The following is a 19963-nucleotide window of genomic DNA, read 5'->3' as shown; positions in this document are numbered from 1 at the left end:
CTCTCCCCGCCCCGGCCTCTTAGGGTTTGGGCGGGGTGTTCTGCGCCTTGATCAGGTTTTCCAGATCGGTCAACCGCGACATGACCTCATCGCGGTAGGTGTTGGTCTGCTCGTTGCTTTCCTCATGATGCGCGTCTTGCATCGAGTTCACGATCAGGCCGACCAACAGGTTCACCACCGCGAAGGTGGTGACCATGATAAAGGGCACGAAGAACATCCAAGCATAGGGATAGACCTCCATCACCGGGCGCACGATGCCCATGGACCACGACTCGAGCGTCATGATCTGAAACAGCGAATAGCCCGACTGGCCCAGCGTGCCGAACCACTGCGGGAAATCCGCGCCAAAGAGTTTGGTGGCCATGACCGAGGCGATGTAGAAGATCACCCCCATCAGCAAAAAGACCGAGCCCATGCCGGGCAGCGCGTTGACCAGCCCCTCGACCACGCGACGCAGCGAGGGCGCGACCGAGACGACGCGCAAGAGCCGCAGGATGCGCAGGGCGCGCAAAACGCTGAGCCCCTGTGTCGCCGGGATCAGCGAGATGGCGACGATGATAAAGTCAAAGATGCTCCACCCGCGTTTGAAGAAATCAAGCCCGCGCCCGAAAAGCTTGATCGCAATTTCGATGACGAAAATGGCGAGACAAATACGGTCCAGCAGCAGGATCAGCGGCCCGGCCTGCGCCATCACCTCGTCCGAGGTCTCAAGCCCCAAGATCACGGCGTTAAAGAGAATCACGCCCAGAATGAAATTCTGGAACGAAGGGCGGTCGGCCAGCCGGGCGGCGCGGGCGCGCAGCGAGGTCTGCGAGGAGGTCGAAAGATCGGTCATGGCGGTAGATATCATGCGCCACCCCGCACAGTGCAAGAGCAGATCGCCCGCAAATGCACCCCTCGGCGGCAATGCCCCGCCTGCCTGCCGAAACAGAAGGCGGGGCCAGCTTCGCCATCTACTCTTCTTCCGCTTGCTGGCGCTGCCAAAGCTGGGCATAGCGCCCCCCTTGGGCGAGCAGCACCTCATGGCTGCCCTGTTCGATGATCTCGCCCTTCTCCAACACGACGATGCGGTCGGCCTCGGCGATGGTCGAAAGGCGGTGGGCGATGGTCAGCACCGTGCGCCCTTGGCCCGCGCGGCGCAGCGCGTCTTGGATCTCATGCTCCGTCTCGCTGTCGAGCGCGCTTGTGGCCTCATCCAACAACAGGATCGGCGGATCTTTCAGCAGGGTCCGCGCGATGCCCACGCGCTGTTTCTCGCCGCCCGAAAGCTTCAGGCCCCGCTCGCCCACCGTGGTCTTATACCCCTGCGGCAGCGCCATGATGAAATCATGGATCTGTGCTGCGCGCGCGGCGTCCTCGACCTCCTCCTGCGTGGCACCATCGCGTCCATAGGCAATGTTGTAGCCGATAGTGTCGTTAAACAGCACCGTGTCCTGCGGCACGACGCCAATCGCCATATGCAGCGAATGCTGCGTCACATCGCGCACGTCCTGCCCGTCGATCTTCAGCGCCCCGCCCGCGACATCGTAGAAGCGAAACAGCAGCCGCCCGATGGTGGATTTGCCCGAGCCGGTCGAGCCGACGATCGCCACCGTCTCTCCCGGTTTGGCCTCAAGCGAGATGCCTTTGAGGATTTCACGGTCGGTGTCATAGGCGAAACGCACGTTCTCCAGCGTCACATGGCCGCCAGTAACCTTGAGGTCTGGCGCGTTAGGCTTGTCGTCAATCTCAGCCGGTTGTTCGAGCAGGCCGAACATCTGCCCCATGTCCACCAGCGCCTGACGGATCTCACGGTACACGGTGCCAAGGAAGTTCAGCGGCACGGTCAGTTGGATCATGTAGGAGTTCACCATCACGAAGTCGCCGACGCTCAGCTCGCCGCTTTGCACGCCCATCGCCGCCATGACCATGACCCCTACGAGCCCTGCGGTGATGATCAGCGCTTGGCCAAAGTTCAGGAAAGCGAGCGAATAGTTCGTCCTGATCGCCGCGTTCTCATAGTCGGCCATCGCCAAATCATAGCGCGCGGCCTCGCGCCCCTCTGCGCCGAAGTATTTCACCGTTTCATAGTTCAGCAGGCTGTCGATCGCTTTTTGATTGGCGTCGGTGTCGCTGTCGTTCATCTGCCGCCGCAGGCGCACGCGCCATTCGGTGACGGCAAAGGTGAACCAGACGTAGAGCGCAATGGTCACCGCCACGACCGCCAGATACCAGACGTCGAAGAGCACGGCGAGGATCACGCCCACGAGGATCAGCTCAAGGATCAGCGGCCCGATGGAGAAGAGCAGGAAGCGCAGCAGAAAGTCGACGCCTTTGACCCCCCGCTCGATGATCCGGCTGAGCCCCCCGGTCTTGCGGGTGATGTGATAGCGCATCGACAGTTTGTGAATGTGCTGGAAGGTCTCAAGCGCCAGCATCCGTAGGGCGCGCTGCCCGACGCGGGCGAACACCGCATCGCGGACCTGTTGAAAGCCCACCCCCATCAGTCGCGCCATGCCGTAAGCCACGGTCAGACCAATCGCGCCAAGCGCCAGCATCGGCGCCCCCTCGCCCGCCAGCGCATCCACCGCGTCGCGGTAGAAGAACGGCGTGGCGACGATGATCAGCTTCGACACCAGCAGCGCCAGCATGGCCAGAACCACCCGGCGTTTCACCCATGGCATATCCTTGGGCCAGAGGTAGGGCGCGACCTTGCGCAGCACCAGAAAGCCCGACTGCCGCTCGGCGGCGTCGATCATCTCGGCCTCTGTGGGGATGCGTTCGGGCTTGGGCGTCTTGCGGTCGCGCCGCCGCGCGGCGTTAGATTGTTCTGTATCGGCTGGCATGGAAATTCCTGAAGTGATTACAGGCTACATAGGCCCCATGGCCTTGGGTTGCCAGTACCGGGCGGCGCACAGCCGCTCTGCGCGCTGCGAATGCCGCCCCGGTTTTGGCCGCTTAGATCACTCCGATGCCGGGTCTTCAGGCAGGTCGAAGACCTGTCCGGGGTAGATCAGATCGGGGTCGCGGATGTTGGCGCTATTGGCCTCGAACACCTTCACGTAAAGCAACGGGTCGCCGTAGCGGTCACGTGAGATTGCCCAAAGCGTGTCGCCCTTCTGGACCGTCACAGCGCTCAGCGGGCCGGTCAGCCCTTCGGTGGCCGCGGCCAGCACCTCGGGAGATTCGCGCTTGAAGGGTGTCTCCACCCGGCTGGTCACATCGCCTGCGCGGGAAAGCTCATCCACGCGCAGGGTATAGACGCCCTCATCGACATTGGGCAGATCGCCCCGCCAGCGGCCCTCTTGATCGACCGGCAAGCTGATCACGGCGTTGTTGTTCAGATAGACGCGCACTTCGCGGGTGTCCGGTTGAGCACGGCCCGCCAGTTGCACATCGCCCTGATCGGAGTAACCGATGGTGTCGAGCGCCACATTGGTCATCACCTGCGGCGGCGCGGTGTCGAGCCGTTCGACCCCTTCGGCGGTGGATTTCAACACCGGAGCGGGCGCGGGCGGCTTCGCCGGTGCGGCGGTGGTGTCGGGCTCCTCCGCAGGGGCGGGGGTCGTGGTCTCAGGCGCCGATGGGCTGCGGTCGGCGAGGTTCGGGGCCTCGGTCACGGCTGCGGGCGGTGTTTGCGCGAGCGTGGTGTCACTTTCGACGTTTCCCGTCTCTGCCAGTGGTATGGCTTGAGATGGCGCCTCACCGTCAGCGTTTGGCGCGGCGGTCTCGCCCTCTTCGGTGCCGGTTTCCGCCAACGGCGTCGCTTGAGAAGGCGTGGCGCTGGTGACTGCCCCCTGATCGGCGGCTACGTCTTGTTCCGACGGCGCGGCGTTCACGTCTTTAGCCGTACCCGTCCCCGCCATCGCTGTGGTTTGGGCCGGAGCGGTGCTGGAATCTTCGCCCTGCTCGGCGGCATCGTCTTGCTCTACGGTCGCGGCACTCACGTCTTCGGCGCTGCCTGTTCCGGCCATCGGCGTGGCTTGGGACGGCGCGGTGTTGCTATCCGCGCCCTGCTCGGCAGCACCGTCTTGAACCAACGCCGCCGCGCTCTCCTCCTCCGCGGTGCCTTTTCCCGCCATCGGCATCGCTTGAGAGGGTTGCTCCGACGTTCTGCTCTCCACGTTAGCGGTCCCGGTATCGGAAAGTGGGGTGGCCTGAGCGGGGGCGGAGGCGACCTCCTCTTCGGCGATAGCCAGGTCTTGCTCTGTCGATACGGTGTCTTCGTCCGTGTCAGCCTCGTCTTGCGTCGACTGTCCTCGGTCCGCCTCGACGTCTTGCACGTCCGCATTGCCGGACGCAGCGCGCTCCGCCTCGGCTGTGGCCGTTCCGGCCAGAGGGGTCGCCTGCTCCGCCTGCGCAGCGGCTGGGTTTTGACCCGTCGCTGCCGCGCTCTCCTCTTCAGCGTCGTTCGTAGTTGCCGGGATCGGCTCTTCCATCGTGGTCTCAGAGGTTTCAGGCTCCGCCGTATCAACCGGCTGTGTGGCCCCCTCCTCAACCGACGCAACCGGGGTTTCCTCCGGCGCGATATCGGCCTCCGCCAACTGCACCGGCGCTGCCCGAGGGGTGAGAATGATCTCCTCTTCCGAGGCAAGCTCCGCCGCGCCGTCCTGCCCCAAAAGCGTCAGCACATGGCCCTTGCCATTGGGCGGGATCATGGCAAGGGTCGCGAATTTCCCGGCCCCATCGGCGGTGGCGCGGGCCACCTCTTCGCCATCCTTCAACACGGCCACGGTGCTGCCGGGCGCCGCCCGGCCCGCGATCACCGTCATGCCGTCGCTTTCGCGGCGCACTTCGTCAAAGGCCGGGGCCTGCGGCACCGCCTCGGGCTCCGTCGCCGCCTCACCCTCAGGGCCGACCGAGACACCTTTCACCGCATCTGGCACCAGCGTGGCATTCTCAGGGGTGGCATCGCGTTCGGGGAGCACGGCCACCGCTTCGGGGGCTGCCTCCTCCGGCGCGCCGCGCTTGCTGCCGATCCAAGCGCCAAGCGCCAGCACCGCCGCCGCAAAGGCGCCCGCCGCCATCGCCCCCATGCCGCCAAACCGGCCAAATCCCTTGAACATTCTCTACTTCCCCTGTGGTTGAGCCTTTTTAGCAAGCAGGCTAACAGGGGTCAAAAGCGCAGACGATCCGCGCCGAATTTTCCTAATCAACAGGACGCTTTACCATGCAACATTCTGTCTGTGTCTATTGCGGCTCCCGCCCCGGCGACGACGAAGCCTTCACCCAAGACGCCGAAACATTGGGCCGCGGTCTGGCCGAGGCCGGGCTGCGGCTGGTCTATGGCGCGGGCGATGTCGGGCTGATGGGCAGCGTCGCGCGTGCCGCCCAAACGGCGGGGGGCGACACCTTCGGCGTGATCCCCGCGCATCTCGTGGCATGGGAAGTCGGCAAGACCGATCTCACCCGCTATATCGTGACCGAAACGATGCATGAGCGCAAAAAGGTGATGTTCATGAACTGCGATGCCGTGGCGGTCCTGCCCGGCGGCGCGGGGTCATTGGACGAGTTGTTTGAGGTGCTGACATGGCGCCAGTTGGGCCTGCATGAAAAGCCTATTTTCCTTGTGAACACAAACGGATACTGGGAGCCTTTCATGTCGCTCATGAACCATGTCGTGACCCATGGCTTTGCCGATGCGACGCTGCTGGATTACGTCACCGTGGTGCCGGATGCCGAGGCCGCTCTCAGCGCTCTGCGCCGCGCTTTGTCCTGACGGAAGGTGCTGACGGAATAGACCGCCAGCGCGCACCAGATCAGCACAAAGGCCTGCACATGCCAGCCCGTGAACGGTTCGCGAAACAGGACTACGGCGCAGAAAAACTGCAAGGTCGGGTTGATGTAGCTCAGCAATCCGGCCGTCGCCATCGACAATCGCCGCGCCGCGTAGCTGAACAGGATCAGCGGCGTCGCGGTGATCGGCCCGGCGAGTATCAGCAGCGCCGTATCGCGAAAGGAGGCCCCGAAGGCCCCCGCTCCATTGTCACCCGTTTGCCACAGCACGAGCACCGCAAGGGGCGACAACAGCAGCACCTCAGCGGTGACAGAGACGACCGGCCCCACCGCCAACCGCTTTTTCGCGAGCCCATAAAGCCCAAAAGACGCCGCCAGCGCCATGGCGAGCCAAGGCGCGGTCCCCAAGCCATAGGTAAGCAGCGAGACCGCGACCGTCACCAGCCCCACCGCGAAAAGCTGTACGGGGCTCAGTCGCTCCGCAAAAACCAGACGGCCCAACAGGACCGAGACCAGCGGGAAGATGTAATAGCCCAAGGCCGCCTCCGTCGCCTGCCCGCTCTGAACCGCCCAGATGAAGAGGTACCAGTTCGTCGCGATTACCAGCGCCGCGAAAGCGAGCAGCCCAAAAGCCCGCGGCCCGGCCATCGCGTCAAGGATCGCGCGCAAACGCCGCTGCCCCGCCAGCACGATGACGAAGAACACCAGCGACCAGAGGGTGCGATGGGCCAGCACTTCGGCGGCGGGCACATGCGACAGCGATTTGTAGAAGATAGACGACAGCCCCCAGATACAGCAGGCCGCGATCATGGCGGCGAAACCCTTGGTGGTGTCGGTCATGGGAAATCCTTGGCGCGGTAGACTGCTTCCTTGTGAAGGCAATCAATTCCCGCGCCAAGGGAAAAGTCAGGCTTGAGCCAATTCCCCGGCCACGATCTTTTCGATCTCGTCGATGGGGTGGTTGGTCAGGGTCTTGGGGATTTCCCCCACCACCTTGCTCTGCACCTCTTTGTGGAGGTCATCGCGCAGGTCGCCCAGCACTGCCGGAGGGGCCACCAAAACGATCCGATCAAAGCGGCCCTTATGGGCCAGTTTGTAAAGGATGTCCGACAAGTCCTTGGCGAAGCGCTCTTTTTCCAGCTCATGCCAATCCGTGTCGTCAAAGGCAGAGCGGTGCCCGCTTGGACCATCGCTCATCCGACCGGGGCGGTTGGCGGCTTGCTCCCGCGCCGGTGGGTTCTCCTGCTCTTCCTTGCGCACGACTTGAAGATAGGGGTCTTCGCCGTCCGTGTGGTTTTGCAGGAAAAGGGCCTTTTCGCCATCCGCGATCAGCACCCATGTGTCTTGGCTGAGTTTGGTCATGAAGGCTCTCCATGGTTGCGTTTGTCTTCGCCGGTGACGCGGGTCACGCCGTCTTCGCCCTTCTCGGCGCGGCGCATGGCGTCTTGGGTGCCAACATCCTTTTGCAGATCACCCCCGGCGCGGCCACCTTGGTCTGGCGTCTCGGTCTCGGAGAGGAATTTTTCCGTTTCCTTGCTACCGTCGTTGGATCGCTTCCGCTCGGCCATTTCGTCCTCCTTTTTTGACGTGAAGTCTCAGGAGAAAAACATCCGCGAAGGGTCTTGGGTTCCAACGAAAAACCCCGCAGCAGGCTGCGGGGTTTCTGTCTCGTTCCGGCTGGCCGTAAGGCCGCGCCGTCATATCACATACGCGAAGCGACGTTGTCCCAGTTCACTCAGCCTGCGGCGTAGCCATGGGCGTCGGTGACTGGGAGAGCGCCACACGCATCAGGCGCGAGCGGCTCTCGCACGCGCCGCCGCTAGATCACATGCGCGACGCGACGTTGTCCCAGTTCACAAGGTTGTCGAGGAAGTTCGACAGGTAGTCGGGGCGCGCGTTGCGGAAGTCGATGTAGTAGGAATGCTCCCACACGTCACAGCCAAGCAGCGCAGTCTGGTCAAAGCAGAGCGGGTTCACGCCGTTCTCGGTCTTGGTGACCTTCAGGCTGCCGTCTTTGTCTTTCACCAGCCAGGCCCAGCCGGAGCCGAACTGGCCTGCGCCCGCGGCCTTGAACTCATCCTTGAACTTGTCGACGGAGCCAAAGCTTTCGGTGATCGCCTTTTCCAGCTCACCGGGCATCTTGTTGTCTTCGGGGCTCATCATTTCCCAGAACTGGTTGTGGTTCCACAGCTGGGAGATGTTGTTGAAGATGCCGGACTGGGCCACGGCGTTCGGGTCGTAGGTGCCCTTGATGATCTCTTCGAGGGTCTTGCCCTCCCACTCGGTGCCCTCAATCGCCTTGTTGCCGTTCGTGACATAGGCGTTGTGGTGCTTGTCGTGGTGGTATTCCAGCGTTTCCTTGGACATGCCCTTGGATGCAAGCGCGTCGTGGGCATAGGGGAGATCGGGAAGTTCAAAAGCCATTTCTGGGCCTCCTCGTTTGGAAATTTCGCTGCGGCCACTTGATGTTGATCAAGCGGCAACGTCAAGGTCAACGTCTGCAAATCACATCCGTTCCGAGAGAAATAGTCAGTTTTTCTCCCGACTTACGCCGTTTGGAAATGGCCCACCGCGCTGCCGGGCTGGGCTGCCACGCAAAGCTGGTCGAACATATACTGCGCCACCGAGCGAAAGCAGATCACCTCAAAGGCGCCATCGTCGCGCAGCCAAAAGGCGGCGGGCACCTGCCCCATCCGCGTGCGGCGGAACATGCCGGGGGTGAATTGATCTGGGGCGAGGTCGACGGGGGCGAGCTTGGCCAGCACCTCCCGCGCATGGGGGCCTTCGACACGAAACGCCGCGCGCGCGCCGGAGACATCCATGGCGGTGGTATGGGTATCCTCGAAGGCCGCATGCAGCCGCGCCAGCACCTCGGACACCTGCACGTGAGGGCAAAAAAGCAGCAATTCATCGGGCGACATCCAAGCCGCCCCGGCGTTCCCGGCGAAGCGGCATTGCCCCCGCTCGGGGCGCTCCACCCCGGTGAGCTTCTTGGTCACCTTGCGCAGATAGGGCGCATCAAGATCGCCGCGGATCGTAATCATGCCCATGGGTGCCACTTCAGAAATCAAAGCGATACCAGCGTCATAGCGGGCGTTCTTCAATGCGCTTACGGGTTCAGACATTCTGTTTCTCCCCCTTGGGATCGTAAAACACCGGATCGACGATCCGCGCCTCATAGGCCTTGCCATCGGTGCCGGGGAAGGTCAGCACCTCGCCCATCCGGTCCGGTCCATGCAGGACCAAGCCCATGGCGATGCCCCGGTCCAGCGTCGGCGAATGATAGGAGGAGGTCACCCGCCCCTGCATCACCTTCTGGCCGTTCTTATTCTCACCTTCGCCAAGCGCATAGGCCCCATCCGGCAGGGTGCTGCCATCCGTGGTCTCAAGCCCCACCAGTTTCCAGCGGGTCGGATCCTGCATATGGCTGCGCTGTTGCGCGCGTTTACCAAGGTAGTCGTCCTTCTTTTTCGAGATCGCCCAGTTCAGGCCAAGGTCTTGGGGGATCACCGTGCCGTCGGTCTCATCCCCGATCATGATGAAGCCCTTTTCAGCGCGCAGGATGTGCAAACATTCCGTGCCATAGGGCATCACGCCCAAGTCATGCCCGGCGATCAGCAGCGCGTCCCAGAAGGCCTGCCCCTGCCCGGCCTCAACGGCGATCTCATAGCTCAACTCGCCCGAGAAAGAGATGCGGAAGACGCGGACCTTGAAACCGCCCAATTCGCCCTCGGTCCACTCCATGAAGCCAAGCGCTTCGCGGCTGAGGTCCATCCCGCCAAGTTTCTTCAGACATTTCCGCGCGTTGGGGCCGACGACAGCCACCTGCGCGTAATGTTCGGTGGCGTTGACCACATGCACTTTCCAATCCCACCACTCGGTCTGGAGCCATTCCTCCATATGGGCGTGGATGCTGTCGGCCCCGCCGGTGGTCGTGTGGCAGAGGAAGGTCTGCTCATCCAGCCGCGCCACGACGCCATCGTCGATGAGGAAACCATTCTCGTTGCACATCAGCCCGTAACGGCATTTGCCGGGTTTCAGCGTCGACATCATATTGGTGTACATCATATCGAGGAACCGCGCCGCATCCGGGCCACGCACGATCAGCTTGCCAAGGGTCGAGGCATCCAGCAGGCCGAGGTTCTGGCGCGTGTTCGTCACCTCACGCATCACCGCGTCATGGGTGCTTTCGCCGTCTCGCGCATAGGCATAGGGCCGCCGCCACTGGCCGACCGGTTCCCAGACCGCGCCATTGGCTTCGTGCCAGTCATGTAGCGGGGTGCGGCGGATCGGCTGGAAGGTATCGCCCCGCGCCGCCCCCGCAATCGCGCCCATCGAAATCGGGTGATAAGGCGGGCGGAAGGTGGTGGTGCCGACGCTGGGAATCTCTGCATCAAGCGCCCCAGCAAGCGTGGCCAGCCCGTTGATATTGCTAAGCTTCCCCTGATCCGTCGCCATGCCGAGCGTGGTATAGCGTTTGGCATGTTCGACCGAGACAAAGCCCTCCTGCGCCGCCAGCCGCACGTCCGAGACCTTCACGTCGTTCTGATAGTCCAGAAAGGTCTTCTCGCGCAGTTTGACGCTGGCGCCCTGCGGCATTTGCCAGACCGGCATCATCGGCGCTTCCTCGCGCCGGGCCGCCGTGGGCGCGGTGAGATCGCGTGGCAGTTTGAAGCCGAGCGACGTCGCCACCCCATCGGCAGCGGCATGGGCGTCATGCAGCACGTCGTCGAGGGCAAAGACCCCGGCCGCCGCCCCCGCTGGCGTCACGAAACCATGGCCGTCTGCCCCGGTGGGCGGATGGTCCTGATCTGGGCGGAAACAGGCTTTTGCATCGTCCCACGTCAGCTTGCCACCGCAGTGCGACCACAGATGCACCACCGGCGACCAGCCGCCCGACATGGCCACCGCATCGCAGGCGATCTCTTCCAACACGGCCCCTTCGCCCGCCTGCGAACAGACGGCCACACCGGTCACCCGCTTGCCCCCCTGAACCGAGGATACCGCATGGCCCATGACCACCCGAATGCCAAGCGCGCGGGCCTGTGCGACCAATTCGCTGTCCTGCGGCAGGACGCGGGCATCCAGCACGGCGGGCACATCAAGCCCCGCCTGTTTCAGCGCAATCGCCGTGAGATAGGCGTTGTCGTTATTCGTCACCACCACGGTGCGGTCACCGGGTGAAACTCCGTAATTCGCCACATAGTCGCGCATGGCCGAGGCCAGCATCACGCCCGGCACGTCATTGCCCGCAAAGCTCAGCGGCCGCTCGATCGCGCCGGTTGCGGTGATCACATGGGCCGCCCGCACGCGCCAAAGCCGATGGCGCGGACCTGCGCTCTCGGGGGCATGATCCCGCAGCCGTTCATAGCCCAGCACATAGCCGTGATCGAAAACCCCTGCCCCCATGGTCCGGTCGCGCAGGTCCACATTCTCCATGCCGCGCAAACGGTTGAGCGTTTGGGCGATCCAGTCCTCCACCGGCGCGTCGTCGACCGTGCCACCGTCAACCGGCGCCCGCCCGCCCCAATGGGCTGACTGCTCCATCACGATGACACGCGCACCGCTTAGGCCCGCGGCCAAGGCGGCCTGAAGCCCCGCGACACCGCCGCCGATGACCAGCACATCGCAGAAGGCGTGGAAGTGTTCATAGGTGTCGGCATCTGCCGCCTTGGGCGCTTTGCCCAGACCGGCGGAATGGCGGATGATCGGCTCATAGAGATGCTTCCACAGCGGACGCGGATGCATGAACATTTTGTAGTAGAAGCCCGCGGGCAGAAAGCGGCTGAGGTATTTGTTGATCGCGCCCACGTCGAACTCAAGGCTCGGCCAGTGGTTCTGGCTTTCCGCGGCCAACCCCTCGTAAAGCTCGGTCGTGGTGACGCGGGCATTGGGCTCGAAATGCCCCTCTTGGCCAAGACCGACCAGACCGTTGGGCTCTTCTGGGCCGGAGGTCACGATGCCGCGCGGGCGGTGGTATTTGAACGAACGCCCGACCAGCGCCTGATCATTGGCCAACAGCGCCGAGGCCAGCGTGTCCCCCTCATAGCCGCGCATCTGCTTGCCGTTGAAGGTAAAGCTCAGCGGTTTGCTTTTGTTCAGCAGGCGGCCGCCTGTGGCCAGTCTTGTGCTCATCGTGGAAAACCTTGGGGGCTGAGGATGGGGTGAATGCTGGGGCGAAACACGAGGTCGGGGGCTAGCTGGCGCGCTGCCACTGCCAATCGGGATGGCGTTTGCGGATCGCCTCAAGGATGTGATCGGGCGGGGCGAGGGTCTGCGCGGGATAGCTGCCAAAGACTTCGAGCGTGGCGGTATCGCGGGCCATGTGGAACCACTTGCCGCAGCCATAGACATGCCGCCAACGCTCAAGATGCACGCCCTTGGGGTTTTCGCGCATGAAGAGGTAGCGCTCGAAATCCTCTTCGGAGCCGCCGGGGCCGATGCGTTTCAAATGCGCCTCCCCGCCGCCGTGAAACTCCGTCTCTTCGGCGGTGACATGGCAGCAAGGACAGGTGAGGATCAGCATGGGCAAGCTCCTACGCGGGTAGAGAACGGCAAAACGCCGCCCCGGCGCGACTGCGCAGAGCGGCGTGAATCGTGAAAAGGCGACGCTGCGCGCGTGGCCGAGGGGGGTTTACTCGGTCGGGGTTGCGGCCTCATCGACGGCATCCGCCGTGCCTTCGGCCGCGCCCTCAATAGTCTCACCAGTGCTTTCGGCTGCACCTTCGATATTAACGTTAACGTCATTCGCGCCATCGAGGTCACCCCCCGCGAAGAGGAAATAGGCCAGCAAAGCCACCACGACGACGACTGCGCCCACGATGAATGCAAGGCCGCTGTTGCCGCCACGATCGGTCGTGGTCGTGGTTGTGGTGGTGTTGGTATGATCGACGTGATCCGTGCGGTTGTGGTCCGGGGTTGCCATTGTTCAGCTCCGTTATATTCAATGTCTGAACGGGTAACCCCGGGCCGGGCACTGGCGTTCCCCCCCGTGCTGAGCAGCGGCGAATTGTGGCCGATCCACAACATCAATGCGCCACCCCGGCGGCCACGGATTCATCGATAAAGCGCCCTTCGGCGAAACGCTCAAGCCCGAAGGCGTCGGTCAGGGGCGAATGCCCCTTGGCCATCAACTCCGCAAAGCCCCAGCCCGAACCGGGGATCGCCTTGAAGCCGCCCGTGCCCCAGCCGCCATTGATAAACACCCCCTCGACCGGGGTTTTGCTGAGGATCGGAGAACGGTCGCCGGTGACATCCACGATGCCGCCCCATTGCCGCAGCATCTTGAGCCGCGAGATCATCGGGAAGGTCTCGACCAGCGCGCGCACCGTCTCTTCGATATGGTGAAAGCTGCCGCGTTGGGTGTAGTTGTTATGCCCGTCCGTGCCGCCCCCGATGACCATCTCGCCCTTGTCGGACTGGCTCATATAGCCGTGCACCGTGTTGGCCATGACGACGACATCCATACAGGGCTTGACCGGCTCCGAGACCAGCGCCTGCAAGGCCACGCTTTCGATCGGCAAACGAAAGCCCGCCATATTCGCCAGCTGGCCCGAATGCCCGGCCACGACGATCCCCAGCTTGTCGCAGTCGATATCGCCGCGTGTGGTGCTGACGCCGGTCACCTTGCCGCCCGTCTGGCGCACGCCGGTGACCTCGCATTTCTGGATGATGTCCATGCCCATATCCGAGCAGGCCCGCGCATAGCCCCAAGCCACCGCATCATGCCGCGCGGTGCCGCCGCGGGCCTGCCAAAGCCCGCCCAGCACCGGGTAGCGCGGCCCGTTGATGTTGATGATCGGCACCAGTTGTTTGACCCGGTCCGGCCCGATGAATTCGGTCTGTACGCCTTGCAGGGCGTTGGCATGAGCGGTGCGTTTGTAGCCGCGCACCTCATGCTCGGTCTGTGCTAGCATGATGACGCCACGGGGGCTGAACATGACGTTGTAGTTCAGGTCTTGGCTCATCGTTTCATAAAGACTGCGTGCCTTTTCGTAGATCGCAGCCGAAGGGTCTTGCAGGTAGTTCGAACGGATGATCGTCGTGTTGCGCCCGGTGTTGCCGCCGCCGAGCCAGCCCTTTTCCAGCACCGCAACATTGGTGATGCCGAAGTTCTTGCCCAGATAGTACGCCGTCGCCAGCCCATGCCCGCCCGCGCCCACGATGATCACGTCATAGCGCTTTTTCGGCTGCGCATCCCGCCATGCGCGGGTCCAGCCCGTATGATGGCGCATCGCCTCTCGGGCCACTGCGAAAACGGAGTATTTCTTCATCACGTCACTTCCCGGCAAGGATTCGGGCCGCGCGGGCGGCTGTGCTCAGTTCTGAGCCTAGGAGCAGATATGCGAAATGACCACCACGGCATTTGGACGCGGTTTTGCGACATGCGGCGCGATTGGTGAAAAATGCCGCAGGGCACGCGGCATTTGCGGGCTTTTGTCGGGGCCGGTCAAAGGTTAGGTAGAGGCCATGATATTCTGGTTTCTCTCTGGCGCGATGGCGCTTGTCGTGGGCGGTCTTCTGGCGCGGGCCGCTTGGCGCGGCGCGGATACGCCCCTGCCCGCTCAGGCGGACTATGATCTGAAGGTTTACCGCGACCAGTTGGACGAGGTTGAGCGCGACGTGGCACGCGGGATTGTCCCCGAGGCCGACGCCGCCCGCATCCGGACCGAGATTTCGCGCCGCATCCTCGCGGCCGATGCCGCCCGCGACGGTGGCCCGCAAACCGCTTCGCGCCCCGCGCCCTTGGTGCTGATCGCCGGGGTCGCGGCCTTGGGGGCCGGGTCATTGGCGCTTTATTGGCATCTGGGGCAGCCCGGCTATGGCGATCTGGCCCTTGCTGACCGCATCGCCTTTGCCGAGGATATGCGCCGCAACCGTCCCAGCCAGCAAAGCGCGGTGGACAGCCTGCCCCCCAGCCCTGCCACCGAAGGGCTGAGCGCCGATTACCTCGCCCTGATGCAGCAGCTGCGCGTCACGGTCAAAGACCGGCCCGAAGATCTGCAAGGGCAAACCCTTCTGGCGCAGAACGAAGCCCGGATCGGCAATTTCCCCGCCGCTGCCGAGGCGCAGGCCAATGTGCTGCGTCTCAAAGGGGCCGACCGCACCGCCAAGGATATAGCGGATTATGCCGAACTCTTGGTGCTGGCGGCGGGCGGCTATGTCTCGCCCGAGGCGGAAACCGCCCTGCGCGAGGTGTTGAACCGCGATGAGCAGGATGGCCGGGCGCGCTATTACCTCGGCCTGATGATGGTGCAGACCGGACGGCCCGATGTGGGCTTTCGCATCTGGGACGCGCTGCTGCGGCGCGGGCCTGCCGATGCCCCGTGGATCGAACCGATCCGCGCGCAGATCGCTCAGGTCGCCGCCCTTGCCGGGGTGAATTACGAGATGCCGCAGATTGGCACTGGCACCCCCGCGCGCGGCCCTTCGGCCGAAGACATCGAAGCCGCCTCTGAGATGAGCGCGGATGACCGGATGGAGATGATCGGCGGCATGGTCGCAGGGCTGTCGGACCGTCTGGCCAGCGAAGGCGGCCCGCCGCAGGACTGGGCGCGGCTGATCACGTCGCTGGGGGTCTTGGGCGATACCGATCAGGCCCGGGCGGTCTATGATAACGCGCTTGAGGTCTTCTCGGGCGATAATGCGGCGCTGGACATGATCCGCAGCGCCGGGGAACGCGCAGGGGTGGCAGGATGATTTACGACGAAACCGCAGATTTCATCGCCGCCCTGCCCCCGATGCAGGCGCTGATCGGGCTGGACTTGGGCGAGAAAACCATCGGCGTGGCGGTGAGCGACAGTTTCCAATCCGTCGCCACCCCGCTGGAAACCGTGCGGCGCAAGAAGTTCGGCGTCGATGCCGCCCGGCTGACCGAGATCATCGCCGAACGCCGCATCGGCGGGCTGGTTCTGGGGCTGCCGCGGAATATGGATGGCACCGAGGGGCCGCGCTGCCAGTCGACCCGTGCCTTCGCGCGCAACTTCGACCGGCTCAGCCCGCTGCCGATCACCTATTGGGACGAGCGCCTGTCGACCGTGGCCGCCGAGCGCGCGCTGCTCGAGGCCGACACCACCCGCAAACGCCGCGCCGAGGTCATCGATCATGTGGCGGCGGGCTATATCCTTCAGGGGCTTCTGGACCGTTTGCAAGTGATGCGCCGTGACTAAAAAGGTCTGGCAACGTGATGAGGTCGAAAGCCCCTGCATCAACATCTGCGTGGTGCATCCCGAAAGCCGTCTTTGCACCGGCTGTCTGCGTTCGATCGACGAGATTGGCCGCTGGTCCGCGATGAGCGCCGAGGAACGCCGCGCCATCATGGCGGAACTGCCCTCACGCGAAAGCGCCCATGCGAAACGGCGCGGGGGCCGCGCGGCGCGGCTGGCCCGGCGGCGCGACTAAGGCGGGCTCAGGCGCCGCGGCGCTGGACGATCTGGTTCAGGAAAATAAGGGCCGCTTCGCCGTGGGTGACATCCTGATGCCCCATCGGGGCCGCGTTGTAGTTGGCGGCAGGCACAGCGGCGCGGGCGAAGGTCAGGCTGGTCTCACGGGTGAACATCCCATCGAAACGAAACGCCCGACGGCCACGGCGTGCAGGTCTCCAATAAGCAAGGTCGGTGCCCTGCCCTTTGAGAATGATCGCTTTGGTCCCGCTTCGGCGCATCTCGTCACGTCCCTTGGTTCGGATGATTCTGCGTTCGTTATGGCATTTAGCCCGCAGTTTGTGTCGAGATTGCGGCAATTCAGTGAACATTGTCCGAAATTGGGCGGAAAGAGCCGCATTCCGGCAGGAGTAAGGTCAAAACCGGGTCGCCTCAGCCCCAAAGCGCCTTTCTGAGCATGTTCAGCGCCACCAGCACGAGGAAGACGGCAAAGACCCGCCGCAGCGGCTTGGGGTCCATCGCATGGGCCAGCCGCACGCCCCAAGGCGCGGTGATCAGCGTCATCGCCACAACGATCCCAAAGGCTGCGAGGTTGACCGCGCCGAGGGTCAGCGGCGGGCGGTTCTGGCCGATGTCGACAAACAGAAAGGCAATCACCGAAGGCACAGCGATCAAGAGGCCAAAGCCCGCCGCCGTGGCTACGGCCTTGTGAATGGGCCGCCCGTGCAATGTCATCAGCGGCACGCCAAAGCTGCCGCCACCGATCCCCATGAGCACCGACAGAAAGCCCACCATCGGCGACAGGAGCGCGCGTTTAAGGCCGCGGGGCATGGTCTCCCCCAAGCGCCACTCGCTGCGTCCAAAGCCAAGGTAGAGGCCCACGCAAAGCGCCAACCCGCCAAAGATCACCTGTAGCGTCTGGGTCCGCAGTTGCGACACCAGCAGCACGCCCAGAATGGCCCCCAGCATGATCCCCGGTGCCCAAGTGCGCAGTATTTCCCAATCCACCGCGCCCTTCTTGTTGTGCGCATGCACCGAACGCGCCGAAGTGACGATGATCGTCGCCAGAGAGGTCGCAAGGCAAATCTGCATCAACTGCGGCCCGCCATAGCCCAGCGATTGCAGAACATAAAAGAACGCCGGGACCAAGACGATGCCCCCGCCGACACCCAAGAGCCCTGCCAAAATCCCAGCAAAACCGCCAATCAGGGCAAGAAGCACCAGCATCGGCAATAGATCGTTCAATTCTGGCATGAGCCCCTCCCCGGCTGTCGTTGGCTCTATCAAGCCGTTTCGCGCGAAGGGTTCAAGGCGATAACGCCGGGGTTGCACTTTGCCCAAGGCCAGTTAGGTTGCCCGCGACTGTGGGCCCCAAGCGCACCGACCGTTTGCCGCCTGCCCCATATGGCCCCGGCCATTCCATCCGAAAGGACATCTCGTGCTACGTTCAGCGCTCATTCTCGGGTTGCTGGGGCTGGTCGGCCCCTTCGCCATTGATATGTATCTGCCCGCCATGCCTGCCATCGCCGCCAGCTATGGCGCCTCTGAGACGGCGGTTCAGGCGACGATCACCGCCTATTTCATCGCCTTCGGGCTGGGGCAGCTTTTCTACGGCCCTTGGGCCGATCAGGCGGGGCGCAAACTGCCGATCATGGTCGGGCTCGCGCTGTTTCTGGTCGCCTCTTTCGGGGCGGCCTTCGCCCCGTCGATGGCGGCGCTGACCGGTTGGCGCGCCCTGCAAGGGCTGGGCGGCGCGGTGCTGATGGTGGTGCCCCGCGCGATCATCCGCGACCAATATACCGGGACACAGGCGACGCGCTTGATGGCGATGTTGATGCTGGTGATCTCGATCTCGCCCATGCTGGCCCCGCTGGCGGGCAGCGCGGTTCTGGCCTTGGCCGATTGGCGCGCGATCTTCCTAGCCCTTGGCGTGCTGGCGGTTGCCGCGCTGGCACTCACCGCCACCGCACAGCCTGAGACCTTGCCCGCAGAGCGCCGCGTTCGGATCAACCCGCGCAGCCTCTGGCGCGGGGCGAAAGTGCTGCTGAGCGATCCGATCTTCATGGGGCTGACCTTTATCGGCGGCTTCGCCATGGGCTCTTTCTTTGTCTTCATTGCCTTCGCGCCCTTCGTCTATACCGGGCAATACGGGCTGGGGCCGACGGGGTTCTCGCTGGCCTTCGCGGTCAACGCGGTGGGCTTCTTCTCGGCCTCGCAATTGGCGGGATGGCTGGGCGAACGCTGGGGCATGCGCAGCCTCGTCCGGCGCGGGGTCGCGGGCTTCGTGCTCTTCTCCGCCGCGATCTTTGTCACCGCGTTGGTTACCGAGCCGGAGCTCTATCTGGTGATGGCGGGTCTGTTCTGCGCCAATGCCTGCCTTGGCGTGGTGGTGCCGACGGTGATGGTCGTGGCGCTGGATGACCACGGCGATATCGCAGGGCTGGCCTCATCACTGGGCGGCACCTTGCAGATGGTGGCCGGGGGCATCTCCATCGCGCTGGCAGGACCGTTCTTCGACGGCACCGTCACGCCGATGCTGGGGGCAATCGCGGCCTGCGGTGTGGTGGCGGCTTTACTCACGCTGGTACTGCTGCAGCCCCGCCCACTGGCCGAACCCGGCGTCTGACCCTACCCCGCCACGGCCACTTCCTGCGCCGCGGCGACTTCGGCTAAGGCCGATTCGACCAGTTCTGGACCCGCGCCGGGCTTATGCGCCCCTTCGGAGAGGATACGCCGCCACTGCCGCGCACCGGGCCGCCCGGCGAAAAGTCCCAGCATATGCCGGGTGATCTGCCCCAGCCGTCCGCCGCTTGCCAAATGGGCCTCGATATAGGGCAACATCCCCTGCACCGCCGCCTCAGCACTGCTGTCGCTGCCCTGGCCATAGATGCGCCGATCTGCCGTGGCGAGGATATCCGCAGGCGCGTGATAGGCGCTGCGCCCCACCATGACGCCATCGAGCCCCGCATTGAGAAAGGCTTCGGCCTGATCGAGCGAGGTGATCCCGCCATTGACCGAGATATGCAGGTTCGGAAACAGCCCCTTCATCCGATGGACGAGGTCATAATCCAACGGCGGAATATCGCGGTTTTCCTTGGGGCTTAGCCCCTGCAACCACGCCTTGCGCGCATGGATCGTCACACGGGTGCATCCCGCCGCCACGATCTGCGACAGGAACTCGGGCAGGATCTCTTCAGGGTTCTGATCGTCAACCCCAATACGGCATTTCACCGTCACTTCGACATCGCAGGCCGCGCGCATCGCGTCGACGCAATCGGCCACCAGCCCCGGCCGCTGCATCAAGACGGCCCCGAATGCGCCCGATTGCACTCGGTCAGAGGGGCAGCCGCAATTAAGGTTGATCTCATCATAGCCCGCCGCGGCCCCCAACCGCGCCGCCTGCGCCAGCTCTTGCGGGTCCGACCCGCCCAGTTGCAATGCAACCGAATGTTCCGCAGGGTCGTGATCCAGCAGATGCAACGCGCCGCCACGCACCAAGGCGGGGGCGGTCACCATCTCGGTGTAAAGCAGGGTCTCGCGGCTGAGCAGACGGTGGAGGTAGCGGCAGTGGCGGTCGGTCCAATCCATCATGGGTGCCACGCTAAGGCGCGCTGCCTTTTCAACATTATTTTTCAATAGCTTAACCTCATCTCCGAATGAGCTTGATGTAGCACGCTTGGCGTGGATTTCCGGGGGTTTCCCCTGGTTTTACGGGGTTTTCGATTCAGGATTGCTACCGTGTAGCACATCTGAACTGCCAGAACACCGCCACTTACTCCGCCCGTGTTCACCCCGCGCGCCGCCTCCCCTGCTTCTCTGTCTGAACCAGGGAAGTCGGGAATCAAACCAAGGAGAATTTTTTCGCG

General features: G+C 63.8%; 20 protein-coding genes. 5 read left to right on the top strand and 15 right to left on the bottom strand.

What is annotated here, in order from left to right; translation table 11 throughout:
- Positions 1-19: 19 nt before the first annotated feature.
- The 3 genes from ACGYLO_RS13815 to ACGYLO_RS13805 all read right to left on the bottom strand — a co-directional run bounded on the left by ACGYLO_RS13815 (position 20) and on the right by ACGYLO_RS13805 (position 5045).
- Complete coding sequence (locus ACGYLO_RS13815; protein ID WP_271689660.1) at positions 20-850, bottom strand: ion transporter; 831 nt, start codon at positions 848-850, stop codon at positions 20-22.
- 103 nt (positions 851-953) lie between these two features.
- Positions 954-2738, bottom strand: a complete 1785-nt coding sequence (locus tag ACGYLO_RS13810; protein WP_271689944.1) for an ABC transporter ATP-binding protein/permease — start codon at positions 2736-2738, stop codon at positions 954-956.
- A 204-nt stretch (positions 2739-2942) separates the two neighbouring features.
- Entirely contained in the window at positions 2943-5045 is a 2103-nt protein-coding gene (locus ACGYLO_RS13805) for a LysM peptidoglycan-binding domain-containing protein (RefSeq protein WP_271689659.1), read from the bottom strand.
- Positions 5046-5149: 104 nt separating this feature from the next.
- Here ACGYLO_RS13805 and ACGYLO_RS13800 point away from each other — a divergent pair, with 104 nt between their 5' ends.
- Positions 5150-5698 carry a TIGR00730 family Rossman fold protein gene (locus ACGYLO_RS13800; protein ID WP_271689658.1) on the top strand — a complete coding sequence of 183 codons (549 nt, stop codon included), beginning with the start codon at positions 5150-5152 and terminating at the stop codon, positions 5696-5698.
- On the opposite strand, the gene rarD is transcribed toward ACGYLO_RS13800, so the two are convergent.
- The 9 genes from rarD to ACGYLO_RS13755 form a co-directional block, all read right to left on the bottom strand.
- Positions 5635-6555: an EamA family transporter RarD gene (gene rarD, locus ACGYLO_RS13795; protein WP_271689656.1), complete on the bottom strand. Its 921-nt coding sequence runs from the start codon at positions 6553-6555 to the stop codon at positions 5635-5637. The two genes, ACGYLO_RS13800 and rarD, sit on opposite strands and share 64 nt — an antisense overlap.
- A 66-nt stretch (positions 6556-6621) precedes the next feature.
- Positions 6622-7077 carry a host attachment family protein gene (locus ACGYLO_RS13790; RefSeq protein ID WP_209218648.1) on the bottom strand — a complete coding sequence of 152 codons (456 nt, stop codon included), beginning with the start codon at positions 7075-7077 and terminating at the stop codon, positions 6622-6624.
- Positions 7074-7283 carry a hypothetical protein gene (locus tag ACGYLO_RS13785; RefSeq protein ID WP_271689655.1) on the bottom strand — a complete coding sequence of 70 codons (210 nt, stop codon included), beginning with the start codon at positions 7281-7283 and terminating at the stop codon, positions 7074-7076. Before ACGYLO_RS13785 ends, ACGYLO_RS13790 begins: the two co-directional genes overlap by 4 nt.
- A 256-nt stretch (positions 7284-7539) precedes the next feature.
- Entirely contained in the window at positions 7540-8139 is a 600-nt protein-coding gene (locus tag ACGYLO_RS13780) for a superoxide dismutase (protein ID WP_271689654.1), read from the bottom strand.
- Positions 8140-8261: 122 nt separating this feature from the next.
- Positions 8262-8840, bottom strand: coding sequence for a sarcosine oxidase subunit gamma (locus ACGYLO_RS13775; protein ID WP_271689653.1), 579 nt, complete (start codon positions 8838-8840; stop codon positions 8262-8264).
- Positions 8833-11850 (bottom strand): sarcosine oxidase subunit alpha family protein, encoded by a 3018-nt coding sequence (locus ACGYLO_RS13770; RefSeq protein WP_271689652.1) that lies wholly within the window; start codon positions 11848-11850, stop codon positions 8833-8835. The genes ACGYLO_RS13775 and ACGYLO_RS13770 overlap by 8 nt, the downstream gene beginning before the upstream one ends.
- A 61-nt stretch (positions 11851-11911) precedes the next feature.
- Positions 11912-12241: a sarcosine oxidase subunit delta gene (locus tag ACGYLO_RS13765; RefSeq protein WP_209218644.1), complete on the bottom strand. Its 330-nt coding sequence runs from the start codon at positions 12239-12241 to the stop codon at positions 11912-11914.
- 108 nt (positions 12242-12349) lie between these two features.
- Entirely contained in the window at positions 12350-12640 is a 291-nt protein-coding gene (locus ACGYLO_RS13760) for a hypothetical protein (RefSeq protein ID WP_209218643.1), read from the bottom strand.
- A gap of 103 nt (positions 12641-12743) precedes the next feature.
- On the bottom strand, positions 12744-13988 hold the full coding sequence (locus ACGYLO_RS13755; RefSeq protein WP_271689651.1) for a sarcosine oxidase subunit beta family protein: 1245 nt from the start codon (positions 13986-13988) through the stop codon (positions 12744-12746).
- Between the two features lie 196 nt (positions 13989-14184).
- On the opposite strand from ACGYLO_RS13755, the gene ccmI reads away from it, so the two are divergent.
- Genes ccmI through ACGYLO_RS13740 form a run of 3 tightly spaced genes read left to right on the top strand, consistent with a single transcriptional unit; the run spans position 14185 to position 16116 of the window.
- Positions 14185-15414 (top strand): c-type cytochrome biogenesis protein CcmI, encoded by a 1230-nt coding sequence (gene ccmI, locus ACGYLO_RS13750; protein WP_271689650.1) that lies wholly within the window; start codon positions 14185-14187, stop codon positions 15412-15414.
- Complete coding sequence (gene ruvX, locus ACGYLO_RS13745; RefSeq protein ID WP_067264722.1) at positions 15411-15884, top strand: Holliday junction resolvase RuvX; 474 nt, start codon at positions 15411-15413, stop codon at positions 15882-15884. Before ccmI ends, ruvX begins: the two co-directional genes overlap by 4 nt.
- Positions 15877-16116 (top strand): DUF1289 domain-containing protein, encoded by a 240-nt coding sequence (locus ACGYLO_RS13740; protein WP_067264719.1) that lies wholly within the window; start codon positions 15877-15879, stop codon positions 16114-16116. Before ruvX ends, ACGYLO_RS13740 begins: the two co-directional genes overlap by 8 nt.
- Positions 16117-16123: 7 nt before the next feature.
- Here the strand turns inward: ACGYLO_RS13740 and ACGYLO_RS13735 are convergent, their stop codons facing one another.
- Positions 16124-16378 carry a hypothetical protein gene (locus ACGYLO_RS13735; RefSeq protein WP_271689649.1) on the bottom strand — a complete coding sequence of 85 codons (255 nt, stop codon included), beginning with the start codon at positions 16376-16378 and terminating at the stop codon, positions 16124-16126.
- A 151-nt stretch (positions 16379-16529) separates the two neighbouring features.
- Positions 16530-17351, bottom strand: coding sequence for a sulfite exporter TauE/SafE family protein (locus tag ACGYLO_RS13730; protein WP_067264714.1), 822 nt, complete (start codon positions 17349-17351; stop codon positions 16530-16532).
- A 184-nt stretch (positions 17352-17535) separates the two neighbouring features.
- Between ACGYLO_RS13730 and ACGYLO_RS13725 the strand changes: the two genes are divergently transcribed.
- Positions 17536-18723: a multidrug effflux MFS transporter gene (locus tag ACGYLO_RS13725; protein WP_271689648.1), complete on the top strand. Its 1188-nt coding sequence runs from the start codon at positions 17536-17538 to the stop codon at positions 18721-18723.
- A gap of 2 nt (positions 18724-18725) precedes the next feature.
- Here ACGYLO_RS13725 and dusA read toward each other — a convergent pair whose 3' ends face one another.
- Entirely contained in the window at positions 18726-19733 is a 1008-nt protein-coding gene (gene dusA, locus ACGYLO_RS13720; protein ID WP_276154433.1) for a tRNA dihydrouridine(20/20a) synthase DusA, read from the bottom strand.
- Between the last annotated feature and the right edge of the window lie 230 nt (positions 19734-19963).

Source organism: Sulfitobacter sp. 1A13353, from assembly GCF_043557255.1.
In the GTDB taxonomy this organism is placed as follows: Bacteria; Pseudomonadota; Alphaproteobacteria; order Rhodobacterales; family Rhodobacteraceae; genus Sulfitobacter; species Sulfitobacter faviae.
Note: the sequence above shows the minus strand (reverse complement) of the source record. Positions and strands in the feature narration are given on the sequence as shown.